Below are 22,707 nucleotides of genomic sequence, written 5' to 3'. Positions count from 1 at the left end.
TTGTTCTGTTTTGTTTTGCTTAGCCAGAATGCTTAGGTTCTTCATAAGCTGCTAAGATTACCTCTATCTCACTCTCTGCTGATGTGTACATGTGGTTCAATCCATATCATTGATAATCCTAATACGTTTTATTGATAGGTTCGGATCGACTTCAAGGTTGTAGCGGCCAGAATACCTGTCGCCAGCAGCAGTATGCCCACGCCTTGCAGCACAGAAGCTGCCCCCCACTGATCTGCCAATACGGAGACAACAGTCAATCCCAGAATAGGCGCTGTACTGGTGATTGTTCCAACGACACCATAGACCCTTCCTTGCAGCTCGTCTGGAACGGCTGTCCTCAGCATAATCTGAGTGAGCATCGTACAGCAGGCGAACATCGCACCTCCGGCCACGATTAACGGCAACGCCATGATTGGTGAGGATACATTCGCCAGTAAAATATAGAGTGGTCCTAATACAATCAGACCGATAAATACCCATCTTCCTCTTCGCTTCAATCGTTTTCCCGAAGCAATCAGCAGTGCAGAGCCAATCATATATCCAAGCGGAATACAGGTCTCAATTAATCCAAACTGTACCGGATTCGCCTCCCATACCTTGACCGCCATCACTTGAACCAGCATCATGGCAGACATGAAAAACAAGATTAGCACCGGATTGAGCAATACAATGGATCGAATTAGACGATTCCGATAAATGTAGCCGAACGAACTGCGCCATTCCTGAACAAACGTGGTCTGCTGACTAACGGATCGCTGTACCACAGGAAAGCGGCCTGCCATCAGCACACAGACTGCGGACAATAGGAAGGTTGCCCCTGTAATTAATATGGCGACGAATCCTCCAAACGCAGCCACAGCAACTCCCGCCGCGGCAAGACCGCTGATCCGGGCAAGATTATCCACCATATGAATGGTTCCGGTTGCTTGTTGAATATGCTCCCTGCCTACCATACTTGCTACAGAGGCGTGGAATGCAGGTGCCTGAAACAGGCTTGAAAACATGGAGAGTGAGAGCAACAGCAGTACCACCGGGAACGGCGCATGCCAACCAAATAAGCTAATCGCAATCAGCACAGCCATTACGCCGCGGAATACATCCGAGGCCAGCATCAGCTTCCTGCGATCCAATCGGTCTGCAACCGTACCCGCCACCGATCCAAATAAAAAACTGACGGCCATATTACAGATCTGTACGGCCGCCATGCTCTTTGCACTCCCTGTGGTCTGTAACACCCACAGACTGATCGCAATCCCGTTGAAGCAATCCCCGAATACGGAGATCGCATAGCCATACAAGATTCTCCGAAAGGTAACATTACGCCAAAGCGTTCGCGGAGTCTTGGCATTTTGCAATGCAGCTTGTCCTCCTTGATATCCCATAACCTCGGGCTCACTGGACGGGTTTATGCCCATACATCACGTTCCTCCCTAATCAAGATTCGAGCCCATATAGAACCAGGCACTTCCGCAGTTCTGTCAGTCGACAAAGACATGACATCACGGAAGTGCCTGATTGGAATGTGCCGCAGGTATCGCGGCTGACTATGTTGTTATGGCGCAGAATTAACCTTTGGAAGCTCCTGCCGTCAGACCTTGAACAAGGAATCGTTGCAAGAAAACAAACAGCAGGGTAATTGGGATGGCGATCAGAACCGCCCCCGCAGCAAACATGGTAAAGTTACTGTCCTGATACCGATTGACCAGATCCCACATCCCCACCGCCAGCGTCCAGTTTTCCTTCGTCCGCAATACCAGGCGGGCGAAGATAAAGTCCATCCACGCACCAGTAAAACTGGTTAATGCCACATAGGTCAGCATTGGCTTGGATAAGGGCAGGATGATGCTGGTAAATACACGCAGATGACTCGCACCATCCATGCGGGCCGCTTCATCCAGACTGCGGGGAATCGTATCAAAGAAACCTTTGACGATAAATCCACCGAGTACCGCTCCTGAAGAATAGACCAGAATGAGCGCAGCGTGGGTATCGAGCAATTTGACTTGCAGCAAAATGATATAGATCGCAATCATGCTCATAAAGCTTGGGAACATGCCAAGAATCAGCATGGTGGAGAGAATGGTTTTACGTCCACGGAAGCGGAAGCGGGACAGTGCGTACATTCCGAGTGTCACCATCAACGTGGAGAAGATCATCGTGAAAAAGGCAATTTTCAGCGTATTCATATACCATCTTCCATACATAAAGGACGGATTATTGAACAGTTCACCGTAATGAGTCAGCGTGAATGCTTCGGGCCACAACCGTTCACTGAACAATGCCGCACCCGGTCTCAGGGAAGAGAGAAAGATCCAGAGTACCGGGTAGATGGAGACAATAGCGATAATCACCAATAACACATAACTCAGGGCCAGACGCAGCGGATTATTACGTGTCTTCATTGAATCATGTCCTCCTCCTTGAATGATTTGGAGCGGCGGAAGTTCCAGATGGAGAATGAAGCGATGATGAGGAAGATAATAATCCCTACCGCTGAAGCCATATTGAACTTGTTATTATCGAGCGTGAGCTTGTAGAGCCAGGTTACCAACAGGTCCGTCGCCCCCGCGTACTGATAATCTCCGCGTAGCGGATTTCCGTTCGTCAGCAGGAAGATGACATTGAAGTTGTTGAAGTTTCCGGCGAACTGCATAATGAGTACCGGAGTTGTAGCAAAAAGAATGAACGGCATCGTAATAATTCGAAATTTCTGAAATGCGGATGCTCCATCCACTTCCGCAGCCTCGTAGAGATCACGAGGGATGGCTGTCAATACACCCAGAATGAGCACCATACTGACGGGAATACCGATCCACATGTTGACAACAATGACGGTGACTTTCGCCCAGAACGGATCTGTCAGCCAGGGCAATCCCTCCAGCCCAAACGCTCTCATGTACGTATTGATTGGTCCAAACTGGCCATTAAACAGATTACGCATGAGCAGCAAAGAAATGATCTGCGGGATCGCATAAGGCAGAATAAAAATCGTACGCCACAGCTTCTTGAAGCGTATGCCCCGCTGTTCAATCAACAGCGCCACAAGCACACCGCCAAAATAGGTGGTGACTGTCGCCAGAATGGCCCAGATGACCGTCCAGGTCAGTACACCGTAGAATGTCTGGCTCCAGGATTTCAACTGAATCAGATCACTGAATGTCTTGAAGCCCACCCAGTCCACGAGTTTGGCTGGCGGAATGTGGTCCGGGGCTGAGTAGTTGGTAAATGCAATGGTGATCGTAAACAGAATCGGCATAACGGTGAAGAAAAGAATGCCCAGTGCCGGGATGGACAGAAACAGGTAGGGAAAGTTTTTGTCCATCATGTTCCGAAGCGAAGCCGCTGCGCCCAGAGTCTTCTTCCCTTCCTCCCTTGCGAGTCCCGTGACATACGCATCCCGGATATTCAAGATGTAGATCAGGATAAACACAAAAAACACAAGCAATACGATAATGCCATCCAACAGCAAAAAGATGGAATGGTCTCCCCTTTGGAGTACGGTGGACCCATTCACTTTGACAAAACGCTGTGTATTTTCCCCCAGTGTCCATATGCCCCATACGGCCTGTGACAGGCGAGGAAGCAGGTACGCAAGCCCTGCCCCCTCCAGTAACAGTAGACAAATTCCCTTAATCCACTGTCGATTGTACAGCTGCCCAAGACCTTGCAGTATGATGGAACATATAGCCGCTGTCATCCGATGCTGTCTTTCCCTGTTCGGTCCAACGGGCACCGGGACATGCTGCTGTTGCATTTGCTCTCTCCTCCCCGCCTCTTGCTAACCTGTATACATTGAACAAAGTGTACTTACACTGACCTCTCCGTTTTTGTGTAAATATGAAGTTCAATCTATACAATTCTTATGCATATCTTCGCATTCGTCGTTCGTCCCTATTGGACAGTAGCAAGGCTTTCCTGGATCTGTTTCACAGCATTGTCCAGCGATGCCTTCACGTCCTTATCGGTATCCCATATATCCGTAATGGCAGACGTGATCGGTCCCCAGACACTGTCCATGGCCGGAAGTGAAGGCATTGGTGTCGAGTTGTTGAACTGTTCCAAGAACGCCTTATTGATCGGGTCCTCCTGCACCTTCGAATCAGCAGCCACGTTTTTGTTCGCAGGGAGTGTACCGTTTAGATCAAAGTTCTCCATCTGAGCCTCTTCATTGGAAAGGAACGCTGCCAAGAGCTTCGACGCATTCGGGTATTGTGTAAATGCATTTACATAATAGGCTTTAACTCCTGAGAAGGAGGTCATCGGTTTGCCATCAATTGCCGGAAGCGGAGCAACGCCAAAATCAATACCGGCATCGCGATAATCGGCAATGGTCCACGGACCGTTAATATCCATAGCCAGCTTGCCGCTGGAGAATAATCCTTTTTTGATATCATAGTTCACGTCACCCATCTTGAGCGGCAATACTTCCGACTTCAGCTTCTGCAAGAACTGTCCACCCTTCAGGGCTCCTTCGTTATTCAGACCGAGATCCGCGCTATCCATCCCGTTGTCCCCAAAAATATAACCGCCCTGTGAAGCCAGGAATGCATAGTTATAGTAAAATTGCTGCAATTCCCACATCAGCGCATATTGATTGGATTTCACGTTATTGAACGTCTTGGCGAAGCTGATAATCTCATCAAAGTTTTTCGGAGCTTCTGGATACAATGCTTTGTTGTAAAAGAGAGCATAGGTCTCCACGCTGTACGGATAGCCGTACAAGATATCCTTGAACGTCACCGCCTTCAGTGCGTTGTCGCTGGCGTTCTCTACGGTCTCTGCTTCGAATATGTCATTGGGTAGAATAAGTCCCGCCTCTGAAGCGCTACCAATCTTATCATGAGGGAAAACGACGACATCTGCTGCGAGACCCGCCGGGCCATCCGTCGTTAGTTTGGTTACCTGATCGGTTGGAGGTAATTCCTCCATTTTGACCGTTACCCCATACTTCTCTTCGAATTTTTTGGCTCTTTGCTCAATAAAACTGCTTTGATTTTTGTCCTCCCAGATCACCAGCGTTGCCCCTTCTTCCGGTTGAAGGTTCTCGGCTGTCAGCTCTACCACTTCCTCCGGATTCTCACCTGCCGTAGTTGGAGATGGACTTCCGCCTCCAGCCCCGCACGCAGCCAGTGTAAAAGCCATCATGACGGACAATGTTGCCCCTTGCCATTTTCTCATCTAAAATGTCCCCTTCCCTCTGCTTGGTCCAACAATGTTCGCGCTTTTCACCCTTTTGTCTGCGTATGTTGTCAGGTTTTGCATTCCATGTTCACTTTTGTACAAACGTTTGCTCAAATGGAAGACAAGATGACTCCTCCGTTCAATATGTAGGGGTAAACTAGTCGAGAAGTATGTAAATCCACAGATGTAAGCGCTACAATAACAATCACATCATACAATACTGTACTTTCTTTGCACAAACGTTTGCACAAGCCATATTTGCTCAATTTTAACCAATTTACCTCTTTTACCTACAGTAATTTCCTGTTTCCTTGTTCAGACTCTTTCTTCCTTTATTTTACTTCCTGTGCATCTCATATTTGGCAGTTAGCAATTGATTTATCGTATCCTTTGGATTACCATAGGAGGATATTTATACGATTGTTCAGAAGGGATTTTTTACATGATTACGATCAAGGATATTGCCAAATTGGCGGGTGTTTCCCCTTCTACAGTGTCACGGGTGATTTCAAACCATCCCAGAATCAGCACCAAGACGTCTCTCAAAGTGAAGCAAATCATGAAGGAATTAAACTACCATCCCAACATCATGGCGAAGAGCCTGGTTTCCAAGACAACACATACTCTTGGCATTATGCTTCCACGTCCTGCTGAAGAATTGTTCCAGAATTACTTTTTCGGGGAACTGCTGCGAGGTATTATTACACATGCCACGCGTATGAATTATGAATTGCTGCTAACTACTGAAACTTCATCAGACAATGAACTGCACGCGATATCCCGCCTTGTTCATGGTCGTAGAGTGGATGGCATTCTGTTGCTTGGGTCCAAACGAGACGATCCCATCATCACATTTTTGGAAGCGGAAAAGTTTCCTTTTGTGTTAATCGGTCGCAGTGAAGCTCATCCCAATGCCCCCATGGTGGATAACGATAATGTACAGACTGCTTATGATGCGACACATCATCTGATCGCCCAAGGGCATACGCGAATCGGATTTGTCAGCGGCCCACCGGACATTACGTTATCGCATGATCGCATGTTAGGATACCAAAAAGCGCTTGCCCAAGCCGGGCTGGATGCCGATAGTGACTGGATTGTGGAAGGCGAATTTCTGCAGGAAAGTGGATTCAGGGCGATGTCGCTGTTCATGTCCTTGCCGAACAGACCCACCGCAATCGTTGTCATTGATGACAATGTGGCCTTTGGGGTACTGAGAGCTCTTGCCGAGCTTCATTATCTGGTGCCTGAGGATATCAGCGTGGTCAGTTTTAACAATATTGCACTATCGGAGCTGGCTTCACCACCCTTAAGTTCTATAGACATTGGAACCTATCAGCTGGGCTATACAGCCGTTCAGGTATTGTTGAAAATTCTAAGCGGGGAACCACAACCTCATAATCCGGTCATTATCCCCCATCGTCTGATCGTGCGCGAATCCTCACTCTTTTCCAAACCAAAGCCACCCTCAATTTGATCCATTTCGAGCATCCGTGTAGTAATGCAAACGTTTGTCCCAATACGGGATATGACACTGTGGGTCCACCGTTTTCGGAGTAACACAAAAAAAGAAGCCGCATATGATTATGCGGCTTCCTGACTGTTCGCACATTTCAGTGCTCCATGCTCGACTGCGCTTGAACGGATTAATAAGAGCTCCAGCCTGCATCAGCTGTAACAACGGTTCCGTTCACGAAGCTGGACTCGTCCGACCCAAGGAACAAGGCCACCTTGGCGATCTCTTCGCTCGTCCCAATGCGTGGGTTGATTGCCATGCCCAGCTGTTGCCGCCCTGCACCGTATGGGCTAATACCAGCCATGGATGCGCTGATGTTGGTTGCCACGGCACCTGGAGCGATCGCATTACAACGAATGCCTTGCTCAGCATACATATACCCTGTATTTTTAGTGAAGCCCACGACCGCATGTTTGGAAGCCGTATAGGCTGCTCCTGCACGTCCGCCGTGCAATCCACCTGCCGAAGCAATGTTCACGATGACGCCTTTTTGTTTCTCCAGGAAGATCGGCAATACTTTTCGTGTTGTCCGCATCACACTGGTTGTGTTCACAGCGAACAATCTCTCCCACTTCTCATCCGTTATATCCGCTGCAGGCTCCATACCATCCATAATGCCCGCATTGTTAATCAGAATATCTACTGTACCGTATGTGCTCACCGTTGTATCAATCAGATTCTGCACATCTTCTTCTTTGGCTACATTGGCCAGAACCACAATCGCTTCCCCGCCCTGTGCCTTAATATCATTCACTACTGCCTGTGCGGATTCCTCGTTAATATCCGATACGACTACTTTCGCACCCTCTTGGGCGTACAACGTGGCGATCGCTTTCCCCATACCTGAACCAGCACCTGTAACAACTGCCACTTTATCTTGAAGTTTCATTCCATGTATCCTCCTTTGTGTATTCGTTTACAATAAGTTAACAAACAAATGTTCATTAACTCTTATCCTTAGTATAATAAGTCATAGCGTTTCACTTCAATCAGTAAAAGCTTGTCCAGTTGTACGTTAAACAACACTACTAAGCCCAAATGTTCTTTAATTAATAAAGTGAACTCGCGAGGAGGAAAAAAGATGTCTGAAACTCCGAATTCGATGGACCGAAGAATCAAGAAATCAAAAGCTGCGCTGAAGGATGCTCTCATCCAGTTGATGCAAAAACATCCCTTTAAAGAAATTTCCATCACGGATATTGTCCAGCGCGCCGACCTGAATCGAGGTACTTTCTACAGGCATTATCAGTACAAAGAAGACCTGTTCAACGAAATCATCGATGATGTGATTCAGGATCTGGTGACTTCTTTTCGCAAACCTTATCAGGATATGGAAGAGTTCGAGGTCAATCTTATGCCATCTTCGGCGATCACCATATTTGAACATGTGCACCAGCACGCACAATTCTATACACTGGTTGTTAAATCGGAGGCTTCCTCCAACTTTCAGCGCATGATCTGTGATGTTCTTCGCGATCTCTCCTTACAGGATCTAAATCATATCTTCCCGCAGCACATTAACCATGAACTGTTGGCAAGCTACCAGTCTCATGCGATATTTGGCATGATCATGGAGTGGATCAGACAGGATTTCAAGCATAGTCCCGTCTACATGGCCGAGGAGTTATTCAAGATCATTCATTACAAGCCTGACAACACTTTAAAGCGTCCCCCTGTATAGAATTCTCCTTCTTAGCAGTTCCATATTGTTAAAATAAAAAGAACGGTTGAATCGGCAGGTTACCCTCATTCAACCGTAAGTTCGCGGATGTATCTTCCATATACGTATTTCTCATATCCTAGTGAGTAAATTCAGCAAAGAAGCTGGTGCTCCTCTAGCTCTGGTCCGTTTAGACTGTTTAAATGTAGCAAAATGCTAATATGTATCTCTTGTAAACTTGGTATATAAAATCCTAGTATTCCGTCTACCAAGTGATTACTTTGCCACTAATCCATCCGTACTTCCCATCTCTTGTCCACACTTCGTACCATGTACGACCCATCTGATGGATCATAGACGGAACCGCCCCAGTGTTCCAACTGATCTCCTTTGTCCACAACGGCAACTGCAGATCCGTTAATCGAAGGTATATCTCGCATATTGGCATGGGCCACCGATACGGTCATGAACTGGGCTTTAGATATGGAGTACGCATTTCCTTCGTAATAACGACCATCCGATTGCTTCACCACTTTACTGCTCACCCATCCGATGCTTCCATCCGAAATACTTACCTGATACCAGGTACGCCCGTCCGTGGGATCAAAATTTTTGCGGTGCAGATATACAGCTTCATCGTCTTGGTATAGGATACCTACTGATCTTGCATTGATACTAGGTGCTACGCGTAGATTTATTTCTGATGACGTTGGCTTCAGATAATCAATACTTTGTTCTGCCGACGTCTCAGCCACAGCGTAGCTTGCTTCTTCCTTAGGTTTCTCTACTGTTATTTCCTGAGCCGTATCTTCTTGAACCTTGTTAACTTCCTTTTGAGCTTCGCTCTTCGAGTCAACCGCTAACTCTACCTGCTCTCCGCTTTGAACTACGTCTGACTGTACAACTGGTTTGGTTGTCTCCTGTAATTCTTGGCTCTTCCCTTCTTCCTTAATCGTAATCTCAATCCCGCCACAACCGCTCAATACAACAGTCGCTCCCAGCAGTATGGCAAACACCTTCTGACCCTTCATCATATCCCTCTATTTCTGTATATATTTAGTCCAATTGCCCGACTATAAACCTCTTTAATTTTAATCCAATTGGCTATAATTGTATATGGAGATTCCATCAGTGGTTGGATTAAAACAACAAGCAGCTCCCCATCTACAACAGGTAGTTCGGAATGATTCTGTTCGTCGAAATTCGGTACGCGGAGCAATACCATGAATTATGCAAAAACGGTATCAAAAAAAGACTCCCTTGGGAGTCTTTTCCTTCAGATTATGTCCTTGGCCTTAATCTGCTCATTACAGCCCCAGCTTCTGCCCTTTCTCCAAACGCTGAATCTGCTGCTCTCCGGTATCCGCAAGTTCACGGAACTGGTTAATCGTCTCGCGCATTCTAGGCAGGGCTTCCTGCTTATAAAGACTAATCGAATCGAGTGCTGACAACACATCGGTGAACGCCTGTTTCATCGTATCCACGGAAATGCTGGCTTCATATGCCTGCTTCTGGATGGCAATTCCCTGATCTTTGAGCATTTTGGATGTACCCGCGATCAGATCGTTGGTTGTCTGGTTCAACAACTCAATCTTCTGCAATACAATCTTCTGATTATAGAGAGCACTCGCTACGGTAACGGCAATTTTCAGTGCTGAGATCGTTACATTTTTCGCCCGATCTACCCCTCGAATCAGTTCCTTATTATTGCGAATGACCACTTCAATCGCCATGATACCCTGCTGGTTCACGACCAGCATTTGTTGCAGGTCCATGACCCGCTGACGGAGCGGGAACAGTACTTCCTCTGTAATAAAGCGGACTTTCTCGGGGTCCTCATTGCGGACCTTGGCCGCTTCAATCTGCGCGTCGATGGACTCATCCATGAGTACGCCAAGCTGAATCTCCTTTTGCAGTCGTTTGGTGAGTTCCCGCAGGTTCTGCTGTTCAATCTCCAGCGTTGTATTATCATTACGCAGGGTGGATCTGCCTTTATCCAAGGAGGTTACGATGTCAGCGATGACTGCGTCAGCCTTCTGGTATTTCAGGAAATAGGCGCGAAGCGGATTGAATAATTTCCCGAGGAAGCCGGTCTTGGCGAAATCAACCACACTTGGGTCGAGATCCTTCAGTTGCATATGCAGCTCGGTCAAACCTTTGGCGACCTGACCGCCCTCGTCTCCCGTCTTGGACAGATGTCCAACGGAGACTTGAAGCAAGGCGTTTTTCTCGGAAGAGGATCTCATCGTGTTCATACCAAAGCCGTCAATGGATTGCAGAATCTCTTTGCGTTTTTCCAGGGATTCGAGATCCAGTGTCATAATCATCTCTACGTTGGCATCGGCCACTTGTTGAAGCTCCGCGACCTCGGCGGGCACGGGTTTCACCTCTTCTTCAATCACCTTCTGAATTTCCTTGTGGCTCGGTATTTCCATTGAAAATGACATCTATAGTTCCCCCTTTAGATTACATCTGTACGTTAAACAGGTTACCGATCTTGTACACGACATCATCGGTATCGGCATTGATGCTTGCCGCTTCGTTAATACTGGAGATGCTCTCCAGAGCCTTGATGTCTGCGTTGTACCCAATCGTATAGATCGGCACTTGGTACGTCTCGACCAGATCCCGAATATCCTTCAGGGTGTGACCTTCATTGGTCTCGCCATCACTCAGGACAAAGATTAAAGGCTTCACGTTTGGATTAGCAGCCATGTAATCTTCCAGCATCTTCATCGCTACCACGATCCCGTCAAAGGTCGCCGTCCCTCCGCCAGCTTGCAGACTATCCACTGTTCCGACAAACATGGACTGCTGGTTCGTATCATACTTGGCAATGGGCAGATTCACGGTTACCCCACTGGAGTAAGAGACCAAGCCAATACTGTTGTCTGTACCCAGGTACTTCTGACCTTTGCGCAGGGACTCCTTCAGTCGGTTAAGCGGTTCGCCGTCCATGCTTCCGGATACATCCGTCACGAACACCGCGGCAATCGGTTTGCTGCCGTTTTTCTTTTCTTTCCATACTTTCTGTGCAGACAACAACGTGCCGCCATCCACGGTGGCCAGTTCGGATTTGTAATCCTGCAACCCGTTGAAACCAAACTCTTCCGCTGATTGTTGGTACTTCGCCTGGGTTACGAATTCCGCAAACTTCTGGATAATCTCCTGTTTGTTCTGCGGCAATTGTCCCAATGCATACAGCGGACTGTCATGTCTCACGCCAAAAGGTGTAAAGACGTAACCACTCTTGAGATCAGCGGTATTCACATACGTCTGGTATTCGAGTACAAAGGCATCCAGTCTGCCTGACTTGGCCGCTTCCCGCATCTGAATGGTTGTCGAGGCCGTAAACGGAACATTCGTCTGGAATTTCTCAAATCCCTCAATCGCCTTCTCTCCCAACGGATTGGCGCTATCATACGTATTCAGTGCAGTCACCAGAAAGTTCAGTCCGGTGGAGCTGGCAAATGGATCGGTATATCCCATCGCGAGTTCATTGTTGGCAATCGCTTCGGTTACGGTTTTTACATTAACGGAGCCATAGGTATCAACCAGTGCATCATACTTGGCTTTAGAAATGACAATACCAGGAACATTCCCAACCAATCGCTTGGAGACCATCTCTGTCTTCACCCCACTGGCCTCAACCATCTCGCCCCACAGTTCATTGGAAGGTGTGAATGCATCCGGTATATACTTGCCCGACTTGATATAATCGGTAGCGGTTCCGGAGGCAATGTTGCGGATTTTGACCGATACCGGTTTTCCACCAACGCTGATATTCGCTTTGTTGAATTCCTCGCCCACCTCGGTTAACCAGCCGTCTACCCCGCTGCCCGACTTCTCTGGGGAAGAGAAAATTTCGACGTAATCATTCGTTGTATTCTCTACGGCAATTGCGAATTTGGAGATATCCGGCAGTGATTCCGCCACATCGACCGGATCGAGATCAATCTGTCCTTTGACCGGTTCTGCCGTTGCTGGTGCAATGTCCGCGTACAGTTTGCCCAGTTCCTTACCTGCATTCTCTGTGCTCACCTGTGTGGTCGACTTGCCAAAGTTCGACGTCAGTGTAATCCCTGCATAGACCAGACCAAATACGAGTACCAGCATTACAATCGATATGAAAAAAAACTTTCCCTTCTTGGCCATACGAGCAACCCCTCACTGTCTGTATAATTTGGTGTGCTTGATTAACTGATCAATCTCCTGCATACAAGGCATCTGTTCAATATCTCCGGCTTCAAAGCTGTCGAGGCGTGAAATCTCCAATAACAACTGATCAAGCTTGAGCAAAATTTCCTCATTGGTGTGTAATGCATTCTTCACATAAGACAGATAATCGTTGTATACCTTGGTTTTTTCCTGAAAAAGTTTTTGGGGAAGGTTTGAGGATTTGGATTTCATCATGTTGGCATAGTCGGCTTCATCAAATACATTCAACCGGTTCAGCACACTGCGGATATTCAGGTACAACAGCTTCTCCACTTCCAGCGTGACCGATGCGAATTTTTTGTAGCTTAGTTCCCCCGGATCAAACCGCTGATGAAGCACATTCAAGAGTGTTTCTTTCTTCTTTTTCATCCGGCTAAGTTGGGACAGCCCCAGCGTAATATCTTCTTCGAGGACCTTGATGCGTCTATAAAAAGATAAAGCTTCCACATAATCTTCATGTGTTTCGATATGCTTCACGGGCAGGACTATCGGCTGCCTCAACAACAAGGTATAACTGCCATATAAAAGTGCCATTGCACTACCGAACAACAGGGTAACGGATAGCGCAGTTGTGAATGCACCCTCCCCGAAATTCAGCCCGATAAAGCCGGGTGAGAATGCCAGAACATTCACAGCCACAATACCGAGGATTAATCCCAATAATTTTATGTACTTGATCATGTTCAATCATCCGACCTCCTTTCATGTTATATATTGGTGCCTCATGTCGTAATTTTCCTGATCAACTTCTTCTTATTGTACATGATGTTAACGCTCTCAGGTGGATAACATTGGATATTCGAATACTCATAATATACGTGGTTTGGGCTTATCCCATTTCATATTTTCAGGGACAACGTGGAACTAGGCAGGAAATTTGGTGGTCAATCCGTAGAAGTACGTCTTTTCAAACAGCAGATTGTGGAGAAGAAATGTTATCAGGTAATACGTGGAAAATAGCTATGCGTGTCATTTTTTATATAAGACTTGTCTGAAAAATAGTACTGCAAAAAGGACGAATCGGAAATCATCCGGTTTCGTCCCTTATGCGTTGGTTCACTTTTTTTAGTTTCCACTACCTGAGCTTGAACAACGAATCCAGCGGAATGTGCAATTCAGGATACAAGACAGATATAATCGTTTCCTGCTCTGTATACAGATGACGGGTCTGGTAACTGCCATCCTCCAACGTGTACACATGGACGGTTTGATTCCCGGGGTCAACAATCCAGTATTCGTTCACGCCGTATTTCTGATACAAGTTAAATTTTTCGTTAAAATCCTTTAGCGCAGTCGAAGGCGATAACACCTCGATAATTAAAGAAGGTGCACCGTTACAGCCATTCTTAGATATCTGGTCTTTGGAGCAAACCACCGATAAATCAGGCTGTACAACTTGATCTGGCAGGTCATATTGTTCATTTTCGCTAAAATACACATCAAAAGGGGCAACAAACACGAAACATTTCCGATTCTGAAAAAAAGTCCGCAAAGAGAAGTGCAGCTCACCCACAATAAACTGGTGCAATGAAGTGGGTGCTGGAGACATATTAAAAGCTTTGCCGTTAATTAATTCCCATGCCCCCTCCCAAGTTAACCAATCCTGAAAGTTATAAGTACCTTTATTATCGGGTTTTGCCACACTTCCAACCTCCTCTTTCACCTAACCGTAATTTATTTTCATTATAACATTGTGTTTGCGCCTTTTCACACCATGCCTCTTATTACGCAAAGAGAGATTCCGGTTTGCTTCGTGTAGTACGTACCTCTACGACTTTCCCGGCACAGCCATTGTCGCCCTTCGCCTGGAACATGACCTTAACGCTGTCTTTACCTGATGTTACGCTCTCAGGAATATCATATGTCACATAGAACACGTCGCCAATCTTGTTCATATGAATTCGCTGCTCTCCAATGAGTGTTCCATCCATGGTAATGGTGAATTGTCTCTCATATAACGTACCTTCCCGCTCAAACGGGGAATGATCTCCACCCCAATAGGCCACACATAAATAATTGGTTGCGGCGTGGTCCACTGCCAGTTGATAACTGAAGTAAGCTCCACTGATGCCAAAAGCCTCTCGCCACATATGCAACTTCTTACGGCCATCTGTGGTTGAACCGTTGTGATGCTCCCCACGGCAGTTGCTATCAAGTTGATGTCCAATCTCATCCTGCTGACCGTCAGCCTGAACCCTGTCGATCGTGATATCGTTCAACTCTTTCTCGAGCGCATCACCTTCATCGTTAAACGGCCAATACACGGTATAAAATTCATGATGCACATCATAGAACGGAATGAGTTTCACGGCTTCACCTGTGGAAGTGACATCCTTGCTAAGTTCGAATGTTAACGTGTCTGCATCTACAACCTTGATCCACTCTTGTACATCCTCCTGCTCCGTCCAGATCACAGGTACGGGTGCGGTCTTGGGATTCAGTGCTGTTTCATCCACAATCGTATCCTCTGGAAGACCCTCGTTTCCCAGTGCACCGGCGAGTACAATCGGGCCGTACAGGAATGCCACCTTGTGGGCATCATCCCGGGAGGTGTACTGGCGAAGTGACATCGGCAGGGTGATTGTGATGACATCGCCCGCAGACCAGATGCGGTCGATGGACAGATAGCCGGGTTCCATCCGTGTATACGGATGTTCCGTATCCCCGTTAACCGTTGCCGTCATTGGCTCTTGCAGCCATGAGGGTACGCGTAATCTTAGATGAGCCGAGGCGCTGCCTCCGGTGATCGTCAGGGTCACCTTTTCCGAATAAGGAAAGTCGGTTTCAAGCTTCAGGGATAATCCCTGTGACGCCCAATCCAGTTGGGAAGCGATATACAGGTTGACGTACAGGTCTTGTTCATTCTCAAAATAGATGGCCTCGGCATATTTGCCCGGGTTCTCCATGCCTGATCCTGTGCAGCACCACCAGGCGGTATCGTGAGTACCATAGATTTTGTAGTGGCCTTGTAGCGTTGATGCAAAATATGTTTTGTTCCCCGTATCGGGGTCCTGCGTGCCGAGGATATGATTATAGATGGCGTTTTCATAATAGTCCATGTAGGCACTATCGTGATTCCAGGCGAAGAGTTGCTTCGTTAGATGCAACATGTTGTGAGTACAACAGCTCTCTCCTGTTTTGATCCCGAGACTCTCCATGCCCTTTGCTTCGTAATGCTCCGAAATGCTCGTCGCACCAAATACATAAGAACGATGATGCACCGTGGTGTTCCAGAAAAACTCTGCCGCTGTCCGGTAACTCTCATGGGTATGATCCTGATTGTAGATTTCGGCAGCACCGATCACTTTGGGAATCTGAGTATTGGCGTGTCTGCCTTGAAGATCGTCCTGCTTGTGTTCCAAGGGTCTCAGGATCAATTGATGGGTAAACTTATTGGCGATCTCAAGGTATAAGGCTTTGCCCGTGATCCCATACAAGTGTGCAAATACTTCATTCATGCCCCCGTGTTCACTTTGAAGCATCGTCTGCATCTGTTCTTCTGTCATCGGGAGCAAACCTTCTACCGCCCAGTCTGCAAATCGAGTAACTACATCAAGTGCCTGTCCGTTACCAGTGAGTTTGTACGCATCAATCAGGCCGCGATAGATTTTGTGCACACTGTACCAGGGAACCCAGTATTCACCGATGTTGAACCCACCGATATTCTCTGCTCGAAAAGCCATGTGGAAAGGTTCTTCGGACAAACCACCGATATACCCGCTCCCCGTGGTCTGTTGGATTCTCGCCAGTTCGGTGACAGCATAATCCAGTCTTTCTTTTAACGTGATATTCCCGGTTGCCTGATACGTCACAGCCAGGGCAGACAGATAATGTCCGAGGGAATGTCCGCTGATGGTACGTGCCTCCCAACCCGCGTAACGCTCTTTTCGGGCAGGTAAACCATGAGCTTCGAAGCATGGAGCCAGGAATCGATCAATATCCAGCGATAACAGGTAACGCTCCCCCACCTCTTGTGATGTTTGGAACACTCCATTTAACAGATCTACATGTTCCGGTCCCAGAAATCCTTTTTTCGTATCAATCATGACACTCACTCCTTCTCGGGATGTAATAGATAAGTTGAACTAAAGATTATTTACACTGACACTACGATGACAGAATAACCTTCCAATCGCTGTTATCCCCAGATTTTTTTGATCCCCTTTCTCAAGGGAAAATCCAGGGATAAAGGCGAACGCTTCGCTTTTTCAGGTTTTTTCTGTCCTCTCCGTTATCTTAGTTCAACTTATATAGATATCCATTCATTCTTAAGGGGTAAAATCCGTGTTCTGTTCCATATGTCCAATACTCAACAATCCACTTCCGAGCTTGAATATCCCCATATTATCAAATAAAATATAATTACATCAGACTCATAATCCAAGAAAAGGTGGATAAATCCGTCCTATGCAAAAGCCACTGGAACATTACCTGTGCGGCAAGTTCATATCCGAAGGCAACTGGAGCCACATGAGACGCAGCATGCCTGTGCATGAGATCATTTTGATGCTGGAAGGTGAGATGTACATCGCGGAAGAAGAGGAACAATATGTAGTTCGTGCCAACGATCTGTTGTTTCTGCGCGCGGGTCGCACCCACTATGGCTACCAAATCAGCGACGCCCCCGTCAGCTTCTACTGGGTTCACTATGATGCCATGTTGGCAGATTTCAACCAGTTTAGGACACATGCCACCATTCAGGTACCTTCCATGGCCAATCAGTTGTTTAAGCAGCTGCTGCATGTGTCATCCTTCTCACCGGAGGAAGCCGACGCTGCATTGCTATTGTTGTTCAGAGAACTGGAGCGTAATATAGAGGCCGATTATCGCCCGCACAATGCGATTGTGGACCATATCTGCAAGTGGGTCGATATTCATCTGCATACAAACATCACGGTGAGTCAGATTGCAGAAAATTTTAATTTTAACAAAGACTATATTTCCAAAATGGTGAAGCGCGAGAAAGGTACTGGACTCAAAACCTATATCCTCACCGAACGTATTCGCCGGGCGAAACAGCTGCTGCTGAACACCAATGCCAGTGTAAAAGAAATTGCCGGACAGTGCGGCTTCTCCGATTACAAGCTGTTCCTGCGCATGTTCAAGCAATACGAAGGCAATACGCCAACCGAATATCGCAATCATCTGTATTCCACACAGCTCAATCGCTGATATGCTTTGATCTATAGAAATGACTGAGTTTACTATAGAATATTTGAATCAATCGGATTGAATCCGTTATGGTAAAATGCAAGAAAACGATATTCCATACTTAACCCATAAGAGAAGGGGAATTATTAGATGACAACGGCTGCCGTTACGATCCATCCTGCCACAGAAACGGACCATCCAGAGATTGTAGATATCCTTATTGCAAGTTACGCCGAGTATCGGGAGACTTTTGAGCAAAATGAACGCTGGGAGGCCTACCTAAAAGATATTCGAGAGTCTGTGGTTAATCCGTACCTGACACAATTATGGATCGCCAAGATTGATGATCAGATTGTCGGTACAGTCCAATTATTCGAAACAGCGCGCAAGGCTTATCCAGACTTTGAATTACCAATCGATTATCCGTTTATTCGGCTGTTAGGTGTTGATCCCAAATGGAGAGGTCATGGAATCGCCAGAGAATTGCTCCAACAATGCGTGGAATCTGCCAAGGAAATGGGCAAAAATACGGTGTATTTATATACGGGCGGTCAGATGGTCAATGCCATCCGTTTATATGAGCGTTTCGGATTCTATGAGGATGAGGAATTCAGCTCCGAGAGTAGCGGGGGTAAGGCGATCTGCTACCGTTATGATTCCTAGTGTTGGGTATTAGCTTAGCGAACCGCGATCAGCAGAATTGATTCATAAAGAGTAGCTAGTGAAAGATGACTGTTCTACTTGAATAACGCGAAAAAGACCATTCATACGGATGATCGGTCTTTTTCGCGATCTAAAACTTATACTTCAATTACGTTGATATGAAAATCTATCTTCGTTAGCGAACGGTTTTTAGTCGCCAATCTCCACCAAAATCTTCGCATGGCTCTTGTCGGTCATTAACAGTTCAAGTCCTTCCTGCACGATGTCGTCCAGTTTGATTTTTTTGGTGATGACCTGTTTCACATCAAGCGATCCTTCCGCAATCAATGAAATCACTTCAGGGAAAATGTGACGATAGGCCAACGTTGCTGTCAGGTTCGCTTCCTTCACCAGAAGATCGAAGAAGTTCACTTGAAGCGGGTTCGGAATTGCTGCAATGACAACAACTTCTCCACCTTTTTTGACAACCGCAATGGCGCTATCCATCGTTGGTTGCACACCCGCTGCTTCATAGGCCACATCAATGCCGCCCGATTGCTGCAAAATCACTTCGGTTGCATTGACTTTGGCACTGTTCACCGGAATGGCTCCCAGCTTGACTGCCAAGTCCAAACGTTCCTCAAATACATCGACTGCATAGATTTCAGAGGCTCCTGCTGCTTTGGCAGACAGAATCGTCAATAATCCAATTGGACCGGCTCCGTATACGGCCACTTTGTTACCTACTTTCAGCTTGCTATGACGAACCGCGTGAAAGGCTACTGCCGTAGGCTCAACGAGCGCGCCTTCTTCGAAAGTTACGTTATCCGGTATGGGATGAACCATGTAGGATTCAACAACAACATACTCCGCAAAACCACCATCACCATTCAGTCCAACGAATCCAAATTGAGTACACTGGTTATAACGCCCCTGGATACAGTACTCACATGTTCCACAATGGTACAACGGCTCTACCACGACTCGATCCCCTATACTGATACCGCTTACATTACTCCCCAATTCACTCACGGTTCCTGCAAATTCATGACCCAATGTCAGCGGCGCTTTCTGTCCTGAGAGCGGATGATTCTCACCTTCTTGAATGCCCACACCATGATGATAGGCATGCAAGTCACTGCCGCAGATCCCTGCATATTCCACTTTGATTTTGACCTGACCCCCTTGAGCGACCGGAACCTCCCGTTCTTCCACACGCACGTCTTTATGGGCATACCATACTGCTGCTTTCATGAAGTTCATCCCCTTTATATGATTGTCTATATATTATATCGCTGTTCATGTATTATTCATATTTATAGATACTAATGTTAACATTAGTTGTATTAATGCTAAACGGAGATGAACTCATGAATCTGGAACAGCTCGAATATGTCGTTGAAATTGCAAAAACGCAATCATTCTCCGCCGCCTCGGAGCATCTGCATGTCACACAATCGGCGATCAGCCAATCGGTTCATCGTCTGGAGAAAGAATTGGGCATTATCCTGTTCGAACGCTCGCGGCAGGGAACTCACCCCACTCCCGAAGGCAAACAATTCATTGCCAAGGCACTGGACATTTTGCAGCGGATTGATGAATTGAAATCCCTGAACGCAGAAACCTCCTCTCTTAGCGGAGAGCTTCATGTGGCTACTTTTCCAAGTGTCATGCCCTATCTTGTCCAGTCTGCTGCAGATATGAAGCGTGAGCACCCCCAACTTAACATCTCGATTGAAGAGAAAGGGTCCATGGAAATTATCGAGGATATTCGGAGTAACAAAACCCATCTGGGCTTTATCGCGATCTATGCCAAACAATTGCGGGAATTCGATGGACTTCACTTCACTCCCATGTACTCGGGCAAGCTGGTAGTTGGTACTCATCACCTGTCTGAACTTGCCAAACACAGCCGTGTTTCACCTGATCAATTAAAAGAACACAAGCTGGCACTCTATCGAGATGGTTTCATCGAAGACTTCATCAGGGAATTCACTTATGATCATGGATCTCTGTCCATTCTGTTTAAAACAAATAATTCAGAAGCCATCAACATGGTGTTACGAAACGATATTGCCGCCACGATTGGTCACGACTTTTCCTTTTACCAAAATCCATTATGGAAGGAAGGTCTGGTGAAGATGGTAGAGATCACTGGAATCGATCAACCGAAAATGCAAATTGGCTTCGTACAGACGGAGTCCAAGGAGTCCGCCGTAGCTGCAGAACGATTCGCCCAACGCTTCAGACAGGCGATAGAGCTGGATCATTTAAAAGTTTAAATCTAAAAAAGTGCTCCACGCCTCTGAAGGAAGTTTGGGATACACACCAACTTCTCCAGGAACGGAACACTTTTCTGACTACCTCTTGCGTTACTATTACTACACCTTACTCAAACTATACTTTAACTTTACGTACGGCTTCGCTCATCTCGTTGGTCTGCTGCTCCAGCATGGTGGAAGTCTGCGCCACCCTGCTGAACATAGCCGACTGTTCACGCATCAAGCGATAGATTTCATCCGAATGATCCGACACTCCGGCTGAGATCTGCGAGATCGTATTGACAGAGGCTGCAGCCTCTTCCGAACCTGCAGAGATTTCCTCTGCCGCAGCGGAGACTTCCTGAATGCGACGGGTCACCAGTTGGAACGCATCAACGACATGAGCGAAAGCTTGCTCCGCTTCTGCGGTAATTGTAACCCCTTGTCCAATCTCGGTTGCAGTAACCCCCATCTGTGAGCCAATCTGTTGTGATTCTTGTTGAATACGAAGCAGCAAGTCGGAGATCCGTTCCATGGATGTGCTTGAGGCCTCAGCAAGCTTCCGAACTTCATCCGCCACAACCGCAAAACCTTTGCCATGTTCTCCTGCATGTGCTGCCTCTATGGATGCATTAAGCGCAAGCAGCTTCGTCTGACTCGCAAAATCACGAACCGTGTGCAGGGCACCACCAATTTCCTGGGAGTAGTTGTTCAGCACATGAACCATCGCTACAACTTCACTTGAGACATGTGAGATGCTCTCCATCTGTGTTTTCATCAGTGTCATGCTCTGTTTACCTGACTCCGCCGTAGAAAGCGCACTTGTTGCCGCATCCGATACAATCATGGAGGATTCGGAAATGTCCGTTATGCCTTTTGCAATCTCCTCCATCGCATTCGCACTATCGCTCGCACCCTGCTTCTGCGTATGCGCCCCTTGTCTAATCTGTTCGACTGACTGATCAACCGTCTTGCTCATCTCAAGCATCTCTTCGGTACTGCGATTAAATTGTTTGGTTGAGTCTGATAAAATATTTGTGGTTACTGCCACGCCTTCAACCATGTTACTGACGATCTTATTCAAGTTGCCGGACATATGTATCATCGCTTGATATGTGGTTCCAATCTCATCTTTGCTTTTCAAACGATACGACGTCAAAATTTGGTTGGCTTCTGCAAGCTCACCCTGCGCCATTTTTTCCACACTCGCCTTCAGCGGTTGAAGTGGTCGCAGTCCCCTTACGATAAACCACATGACAACGGCAATACCTATAAGGGTAATTAGTAGCAATAAGGCATAAAAGGGAATACTCGACTTCATAATATCTGACTCAATGCTTCCGATCACCGATACCGCCGTATCGATACCAATGACACCTGTTACAGCGCCGTTACTATCGAGCAAAGGAGCATAAGAGGAAATATAGTCGCCATACTCCTCGTTGTTAATGATTGAAGAACTGGCTGTTTGCCCCTGCAACAGCTTCTGTACAGCCTCCTGAGGGACATCCGTCACTTCATTAATCGGTGAGGCTTTATCTGCATCCTTCATGCCGTCCACCATAATAAGTGGCGTACCTTTGTCATCTATTTTGACGAAATAGACATACATGGCCCCGATACTTACGCGAAAATCATCCAGCTCATCACGAATCTTCAAGAACGCGTCATTCTCCTTGGGATTCTTGGCAAACTCGGCATAAGATGCGGTATCCAGCTGATTCACATAACTCTGAGCAATCTGGATATTGTAACTCGATATGGCCTCCTGCGCAGCCAGCTTCATATTGGCCACCTGTAACAGCATGCTGCCAACAGCTATAATCGTCATGGCCAGTGTAACGACTGCAACAATGCGTACAACCAAACGTTTCCTAAAAAAACCGATCATCCGCTCCTCTTCCTCTCCCGTGAACCCAAGCCTTTTTGACTAGGCGATACCCAAAAAACACATGCTTGAAGCACTAAGTATGGGAAAATAGTAAACGAATATGTCGAATTAGGCAAGATAATATTGGGTTATCATAAAAACGCTATCATGGATGTGGTAGATTTGTTAGCAGAAACTACATCTAGGC

General features: G+C 46.8%; 18 protein-coding genes. 5 read left to right on the top strand and 13 right to left on the bottom strand.

The features are described from left to right. Positions 1-128: 128 nt before the first annotated feature. The 4 genes from F0220_RS04945 to F0220_RS04930 form a co-directional block, all read right to left on the bottom strand. Entirely contained in the window at positions 129-1,415 is a 1,287-nt protein-coding gene (locus tag F0220_RS04945; protein WP_105601000.1) for an MFS transporter, read from the bottom strand. 150 nt (positions 1,416-1,565) lie between these two features. Continuing rightward, positions 1,566-2,402: a sugar ABC transporter permease gene (locus F0220_RS04940; protein ID WP_091015889.1), complete on the bottom strand. Its 837-nt coding sequence runs from the start codon at positions 2,400-2,402 to the stop codon at positions 1,566-1,568. Next, positions 2,399-3,754: a sugar ABC transporter permease gene (locus F0220_RS04935; protein WP_105601002.1), complete on the bottom strand. Its 1,356-nt coding sequence runs from the start codon at positions 3,752-3,754 to the stop codon at positions 2,399-2,401. Before F0220_RS04935 ends, F0220_RS04940 begins: the two co-directional genes overlap by 4 nt. A gap of 137 nt (positions 3,755-3,891) precedes the next feature. After that, positions 3,892-5,178, bottom strand: coding sequence for a sugar ABC transporter substrate-binding protein (locus tag F0220_RS04930; RefSeq protein ID WP_105601003.1), 1,287 nt, complete (start codon positions 5,176-5,178; stop codon positions 3,892-3,894). A gap of 445 nt (positions 5,179-5,623) precedes the next feature. On the opposite strand from F0220_RS04930, the gene F0220_RS04925 reads away from it, so the two are divergent. Continuing rightward, positions 5,624-6,658, top strand: a complete 1,035-nt coding sequence (locus tag F0220_RS04925) for a LacI family DNA-binding transcriptional regulator (protein WP_105601005.1) — start codon at positions 5,624-5,626, stop codon at positions 6,656-6,658. A 169-nt stretch (positions 6,659-6,827) separates the two neighbouring features. Here F0220_RS04925 and F0220_RS04920 read toward each other — a convergent pair whose 3' ends face one another. Continuing rightward, complete coding sequence (locus tag F0220_RS04920) at positions 6,828-7,586, bottom strand: SDR family oxidoreductase (RefSeq protein ID WP_074093664.1); 759 nt, start codon at positions 7,584-7,586, stop codon at positions 6,828-6,830. Between the two features lie 192 nt (positions 7,587-7,778). Between F0220_RS04920 and F0220_RS04915 the strand changes: the two genes are divergently transcribed. Continuing rightward, positions 7,779-8,378 (top strand): TetR/AcrR family transcriptional regulator, encoded by a 600-nt coding sequence (locus tag F0220_RS04915; RefSeq protein WP_105601006.1) that lies wholly within the window; start codon positions 7,779-7,781, stop codon positions 8,376-8,378. Between the two features lie 266 nt (positions 8,379-8,644). On the opposite strand, the gene F0220_RS04910 is transcribed toward F0220_RS04915, so the two are convergent. From F0220_RS04910 to F0220_RS04885, 6 genes are all read right to left on the bottom strand, one after another. Beyond that, positions 8,645-9,391, bottom strand: coding sequence for an SH3 domain-containing protein (locus tag F0220_RS04910; protein ID WP_105601008.1), 747 nt, complete (start codon positions 9,389-9,391; stop codon positions 8,645-8,647). 273 nt (positions 9,392-9,664) lie between these two features. Next, entirely contained in the window at positions 9,665-10,804 is a 1,140-nt protein-coding gene (locus F0220_RS04905) for a toxic anion resistance protein (RefSeq protein ID WP_091015899.1), read from the bottom strand. A gap of 19 nt (positions 10,805-10,823) precedes the next feature. Further along, a complete protein-coding gene (locus F0220_RS04900) occupies positions 10,824-12,512 on the bottom strand; it encodes a vWA domain-containing protein (RefSeq protein WP_105601011.1) in 1,689 nt (562 codons plus the stop codon). Between the two features lie 12 nt (positions 12,513-12,524). Continuing rightward, positions 12,525-13,256 (bottom strand): hypothetical protein, encoded by a 732-nt coding sequence (locus F0220_RS04895; RefSeq protein WP_091016231.1) that lies wholly within the window; start codon positions 13,254-13,256, stop codon positions 12,525-12,527. 394 nt (positions 13,257-13,650) lie between these two features. After that, positions 13,651-14,217, bottom strand: a complete 567-nt coding sequence (locus F0220_RS04890) for a Uma2 family endonuclease (protein WP_149846283.1) — start codon at positions 14,215-14,217, stop codon at positions 13,651-13,653. 82 nt (positions 14,218-14,299) lie between these two features. Next, positions 14,300-16,621, bottom strand: coding sequence for a beta-L-arabinofuranosidase domain-containing protein (locus F0220_RS04885; RefSeq protein ID WP_149846282.1), 2,322 nt, complete (start codon positions 16,619-16,621; stop codon positions 14,300-14,302). Positions 16,622-16,982: 361 nt separating this feature from the next. Here F0220_RS04885 and F0220_RS04880 point away from each other — a divergent pair, with 361 nt between their 5' ends. Continuing rightward, complete coding sequence (locus F0220_RS04880) at positions 16,983-17,747, top strand: helix-turn-helix transcriptional regulator (RefSeq protein WP_105601015.1); 765 nt, start codon at positions 16,983-16,985, stop codon at positions 17,745-17,747. Between the two features lie 129 nt (positions 17,748-17,876). Continuing rightward, entirely contained in the window at positions 17,877-18,389 is a 513-nt protein-coding gene (locus F0220_RS04875; protein WP_105601017.1) for a GNAT family N-acetyltransferase, read from the top strand. Between the two features lie 189 nt (positions 18,390-18,578). Here the strand turns inward: F0220_RS04875 and F0220_RS04870 are convergent, their stop codons facing one another. Next, positions 18,579-19,622 (bottom strand): 2,3-butanediol dehydrogenase, encoded by a 1,044-nt coding sequence (locus F0220_RS04870; protein WP_105601018.1) that lies wholly within the window; start codon positions 19,620-19,622, stop codon positions 18,579-18,581. 116 nt (positions 19,623-19,738) lie between these two features. Here F0220_RS04870 and F0220_RS04865 point away from each other — a divergent pair, with 116 nt between their 5' ends. Beyond that, complete coding sequence (locus F0220_RS04865) at positions 19,739-20,650, top strand: LysR family transcriptional regulator (RefSeq protein WP_105601020.1); 912 nt, start codon at positions 19,739-19,741, stop codon at positions 20,648-20,650. Positions 20,651-20,765: 115 nt separating this feature from the next. Here the strand turns inward: F0220_RS04865 and F0220_RS04860 are convergent, their stop codons facing one another. Continuing rightward, positions 20,766-22,520: a methyl-accepting chemotaxis protein gene (locus F0220_RS04860; RefSeq protein WP_105601021.1), complete on the bottom strand. Its 1,755-nt coding sequence runs from the start codon at positions 22,518-22,520 to the stop codon at positions 20,766-20,768. Between the last annotated feature and the right edge of the window lie 187 nt (positions 22,521-22,707).

It is taken from the genome of Paenibacillus sp. 37 (assembly GCF_008386395.1).
In the GTDB taxonomy this organism is placed as follows: domain Bacteria; phylum Bacillota; class Bacilli; order Paenibacillales; family Paenibacillaceae; genus Paenibacillus; species Paenibacillus amylolyticus_B.
The sequence above is the reverse complement of the archived record's forward strand: the minus strand, read 5'-3'. Positions and strand labels throughout refer to the sequence as shown.

Bases quoted from the DNA above. Each gene is read 5' to 3' on its own strand.
- F0220_RS04945 (WP_105601000.1), bottom strand. From the start codon at position 1,415: ATGGGCATAAACCCGTCCAGTGAGCCCGAGGTTATGGGATATCAAGGA.
- F0220_RS04940 (WP_091015889.1), bottom strand. From the start codon at position 2,402: ATGAAGACACGTAATAATCCGCTGCGTCTGGCCCTGAGTTATGTGTTA.
- F0220_RS04935 (WP_105601002.1), bottom strand. From the start codon at position 3,754: ATGCAACAGCAGCATGTCCCGGTGCCCGTTGGACCGAACAGGGAAAGA.
- F0220_RS04930 (WP_105601003.1), bottom strand. From the start codon at position 5,178: ATGAGAAAATGGCAAGGGGCAACATTGTCCGTCATGATGGCTTTTACA.
- F0220_RS04925 (WP_105601005.1), top strand. From the start codon at position 5,624: ATGATTACGATCAAGGATATTGCCAAATTGGCGGGTGTTTCCCCTTCT.
- F0220_RS04920 (WP_074093664.1), bottom strand. From the start codon at position 7,586: ATGAAACTTCAAGATAAAGTGGCAGTTGTTACAGGTGCTGGTTCAGGT.
- F0220_RS04915 (WP_105601006.1), top strand. From the start codon at position 7,779: ATGTCTGAAACTCCGAATTCGATGGACCGAAGAATCAAGAAATCAAAA.
- F0220_RS04910 (WP_105601008.1), bottom strand. From the start codon at position 9,391: ATGATGAAGGGTCAGAAGGTGTTTGCCATACTGCTGGGAGCGACTGTT.
- F0220_RS04905 (WP_091015899.1), bottom strand. From the start codon at position 10,804: ATGTCATTTTCAATGGAAATACCGAGCCACAAGGAAATTCAGAAGGTG.
- F0220_RS04900 (WP_105601011.1), bottom strand. From the start codon at position 12,512: ATGGCCAAGAAGGGAAAGTTTTTTTTCATATCGATTGTAATGCTGGTA.
- F0220_RS04895 (WP_091016231.1), bottom strand. From the start codon at position 13,256: ATGATCAAGTACATAAAATTATTGGGATTAATCCTCGGTATTGTGGCT.
- F0220_RS04885 (WP_149846282.1), bottom strand. From the start codon at position 16,621: ATGATTGATACGAAAAAAGGATTTCTGGGACCGGAACATGTAGATCTG.
- F0220_RS04880 (WP_105601015.1), top strand. From the start codon at position 16,983: ATGCAAAAGCCACTGGAACATTACCTGTGCGGCAAGTTCATATCCGAA.
- F0220_RS04875 (WP_105601017.1), top strand. From the start codon at position 17,877: ATGACAACGGCTGCCGTTACGATCCATCCTGCCACAGAAACGGACCAT.
- F0220_RS04870 (WP_105601018.1), bottom strand. From the start codon at position 19,622: ATGAAAGCAGCAGTATGGTATGCCCATAAAGACGTGCGTGTGGAAGAA.
- F0220_RS04865 (WP_105601020.1), top strand. From the start codon at position 19,739: ATGAATCTGGAACAGCTCGAATATGTCGTTGAAATTGCAAAAACGCAA.
- F0220_RS04860 (WP_105601021.1), bottom strand. From the start codon at position 22,520: ATGATCGGTTTTTTTAGGAAACGTTTGGTTGTACGCATTGTTGCAGTC.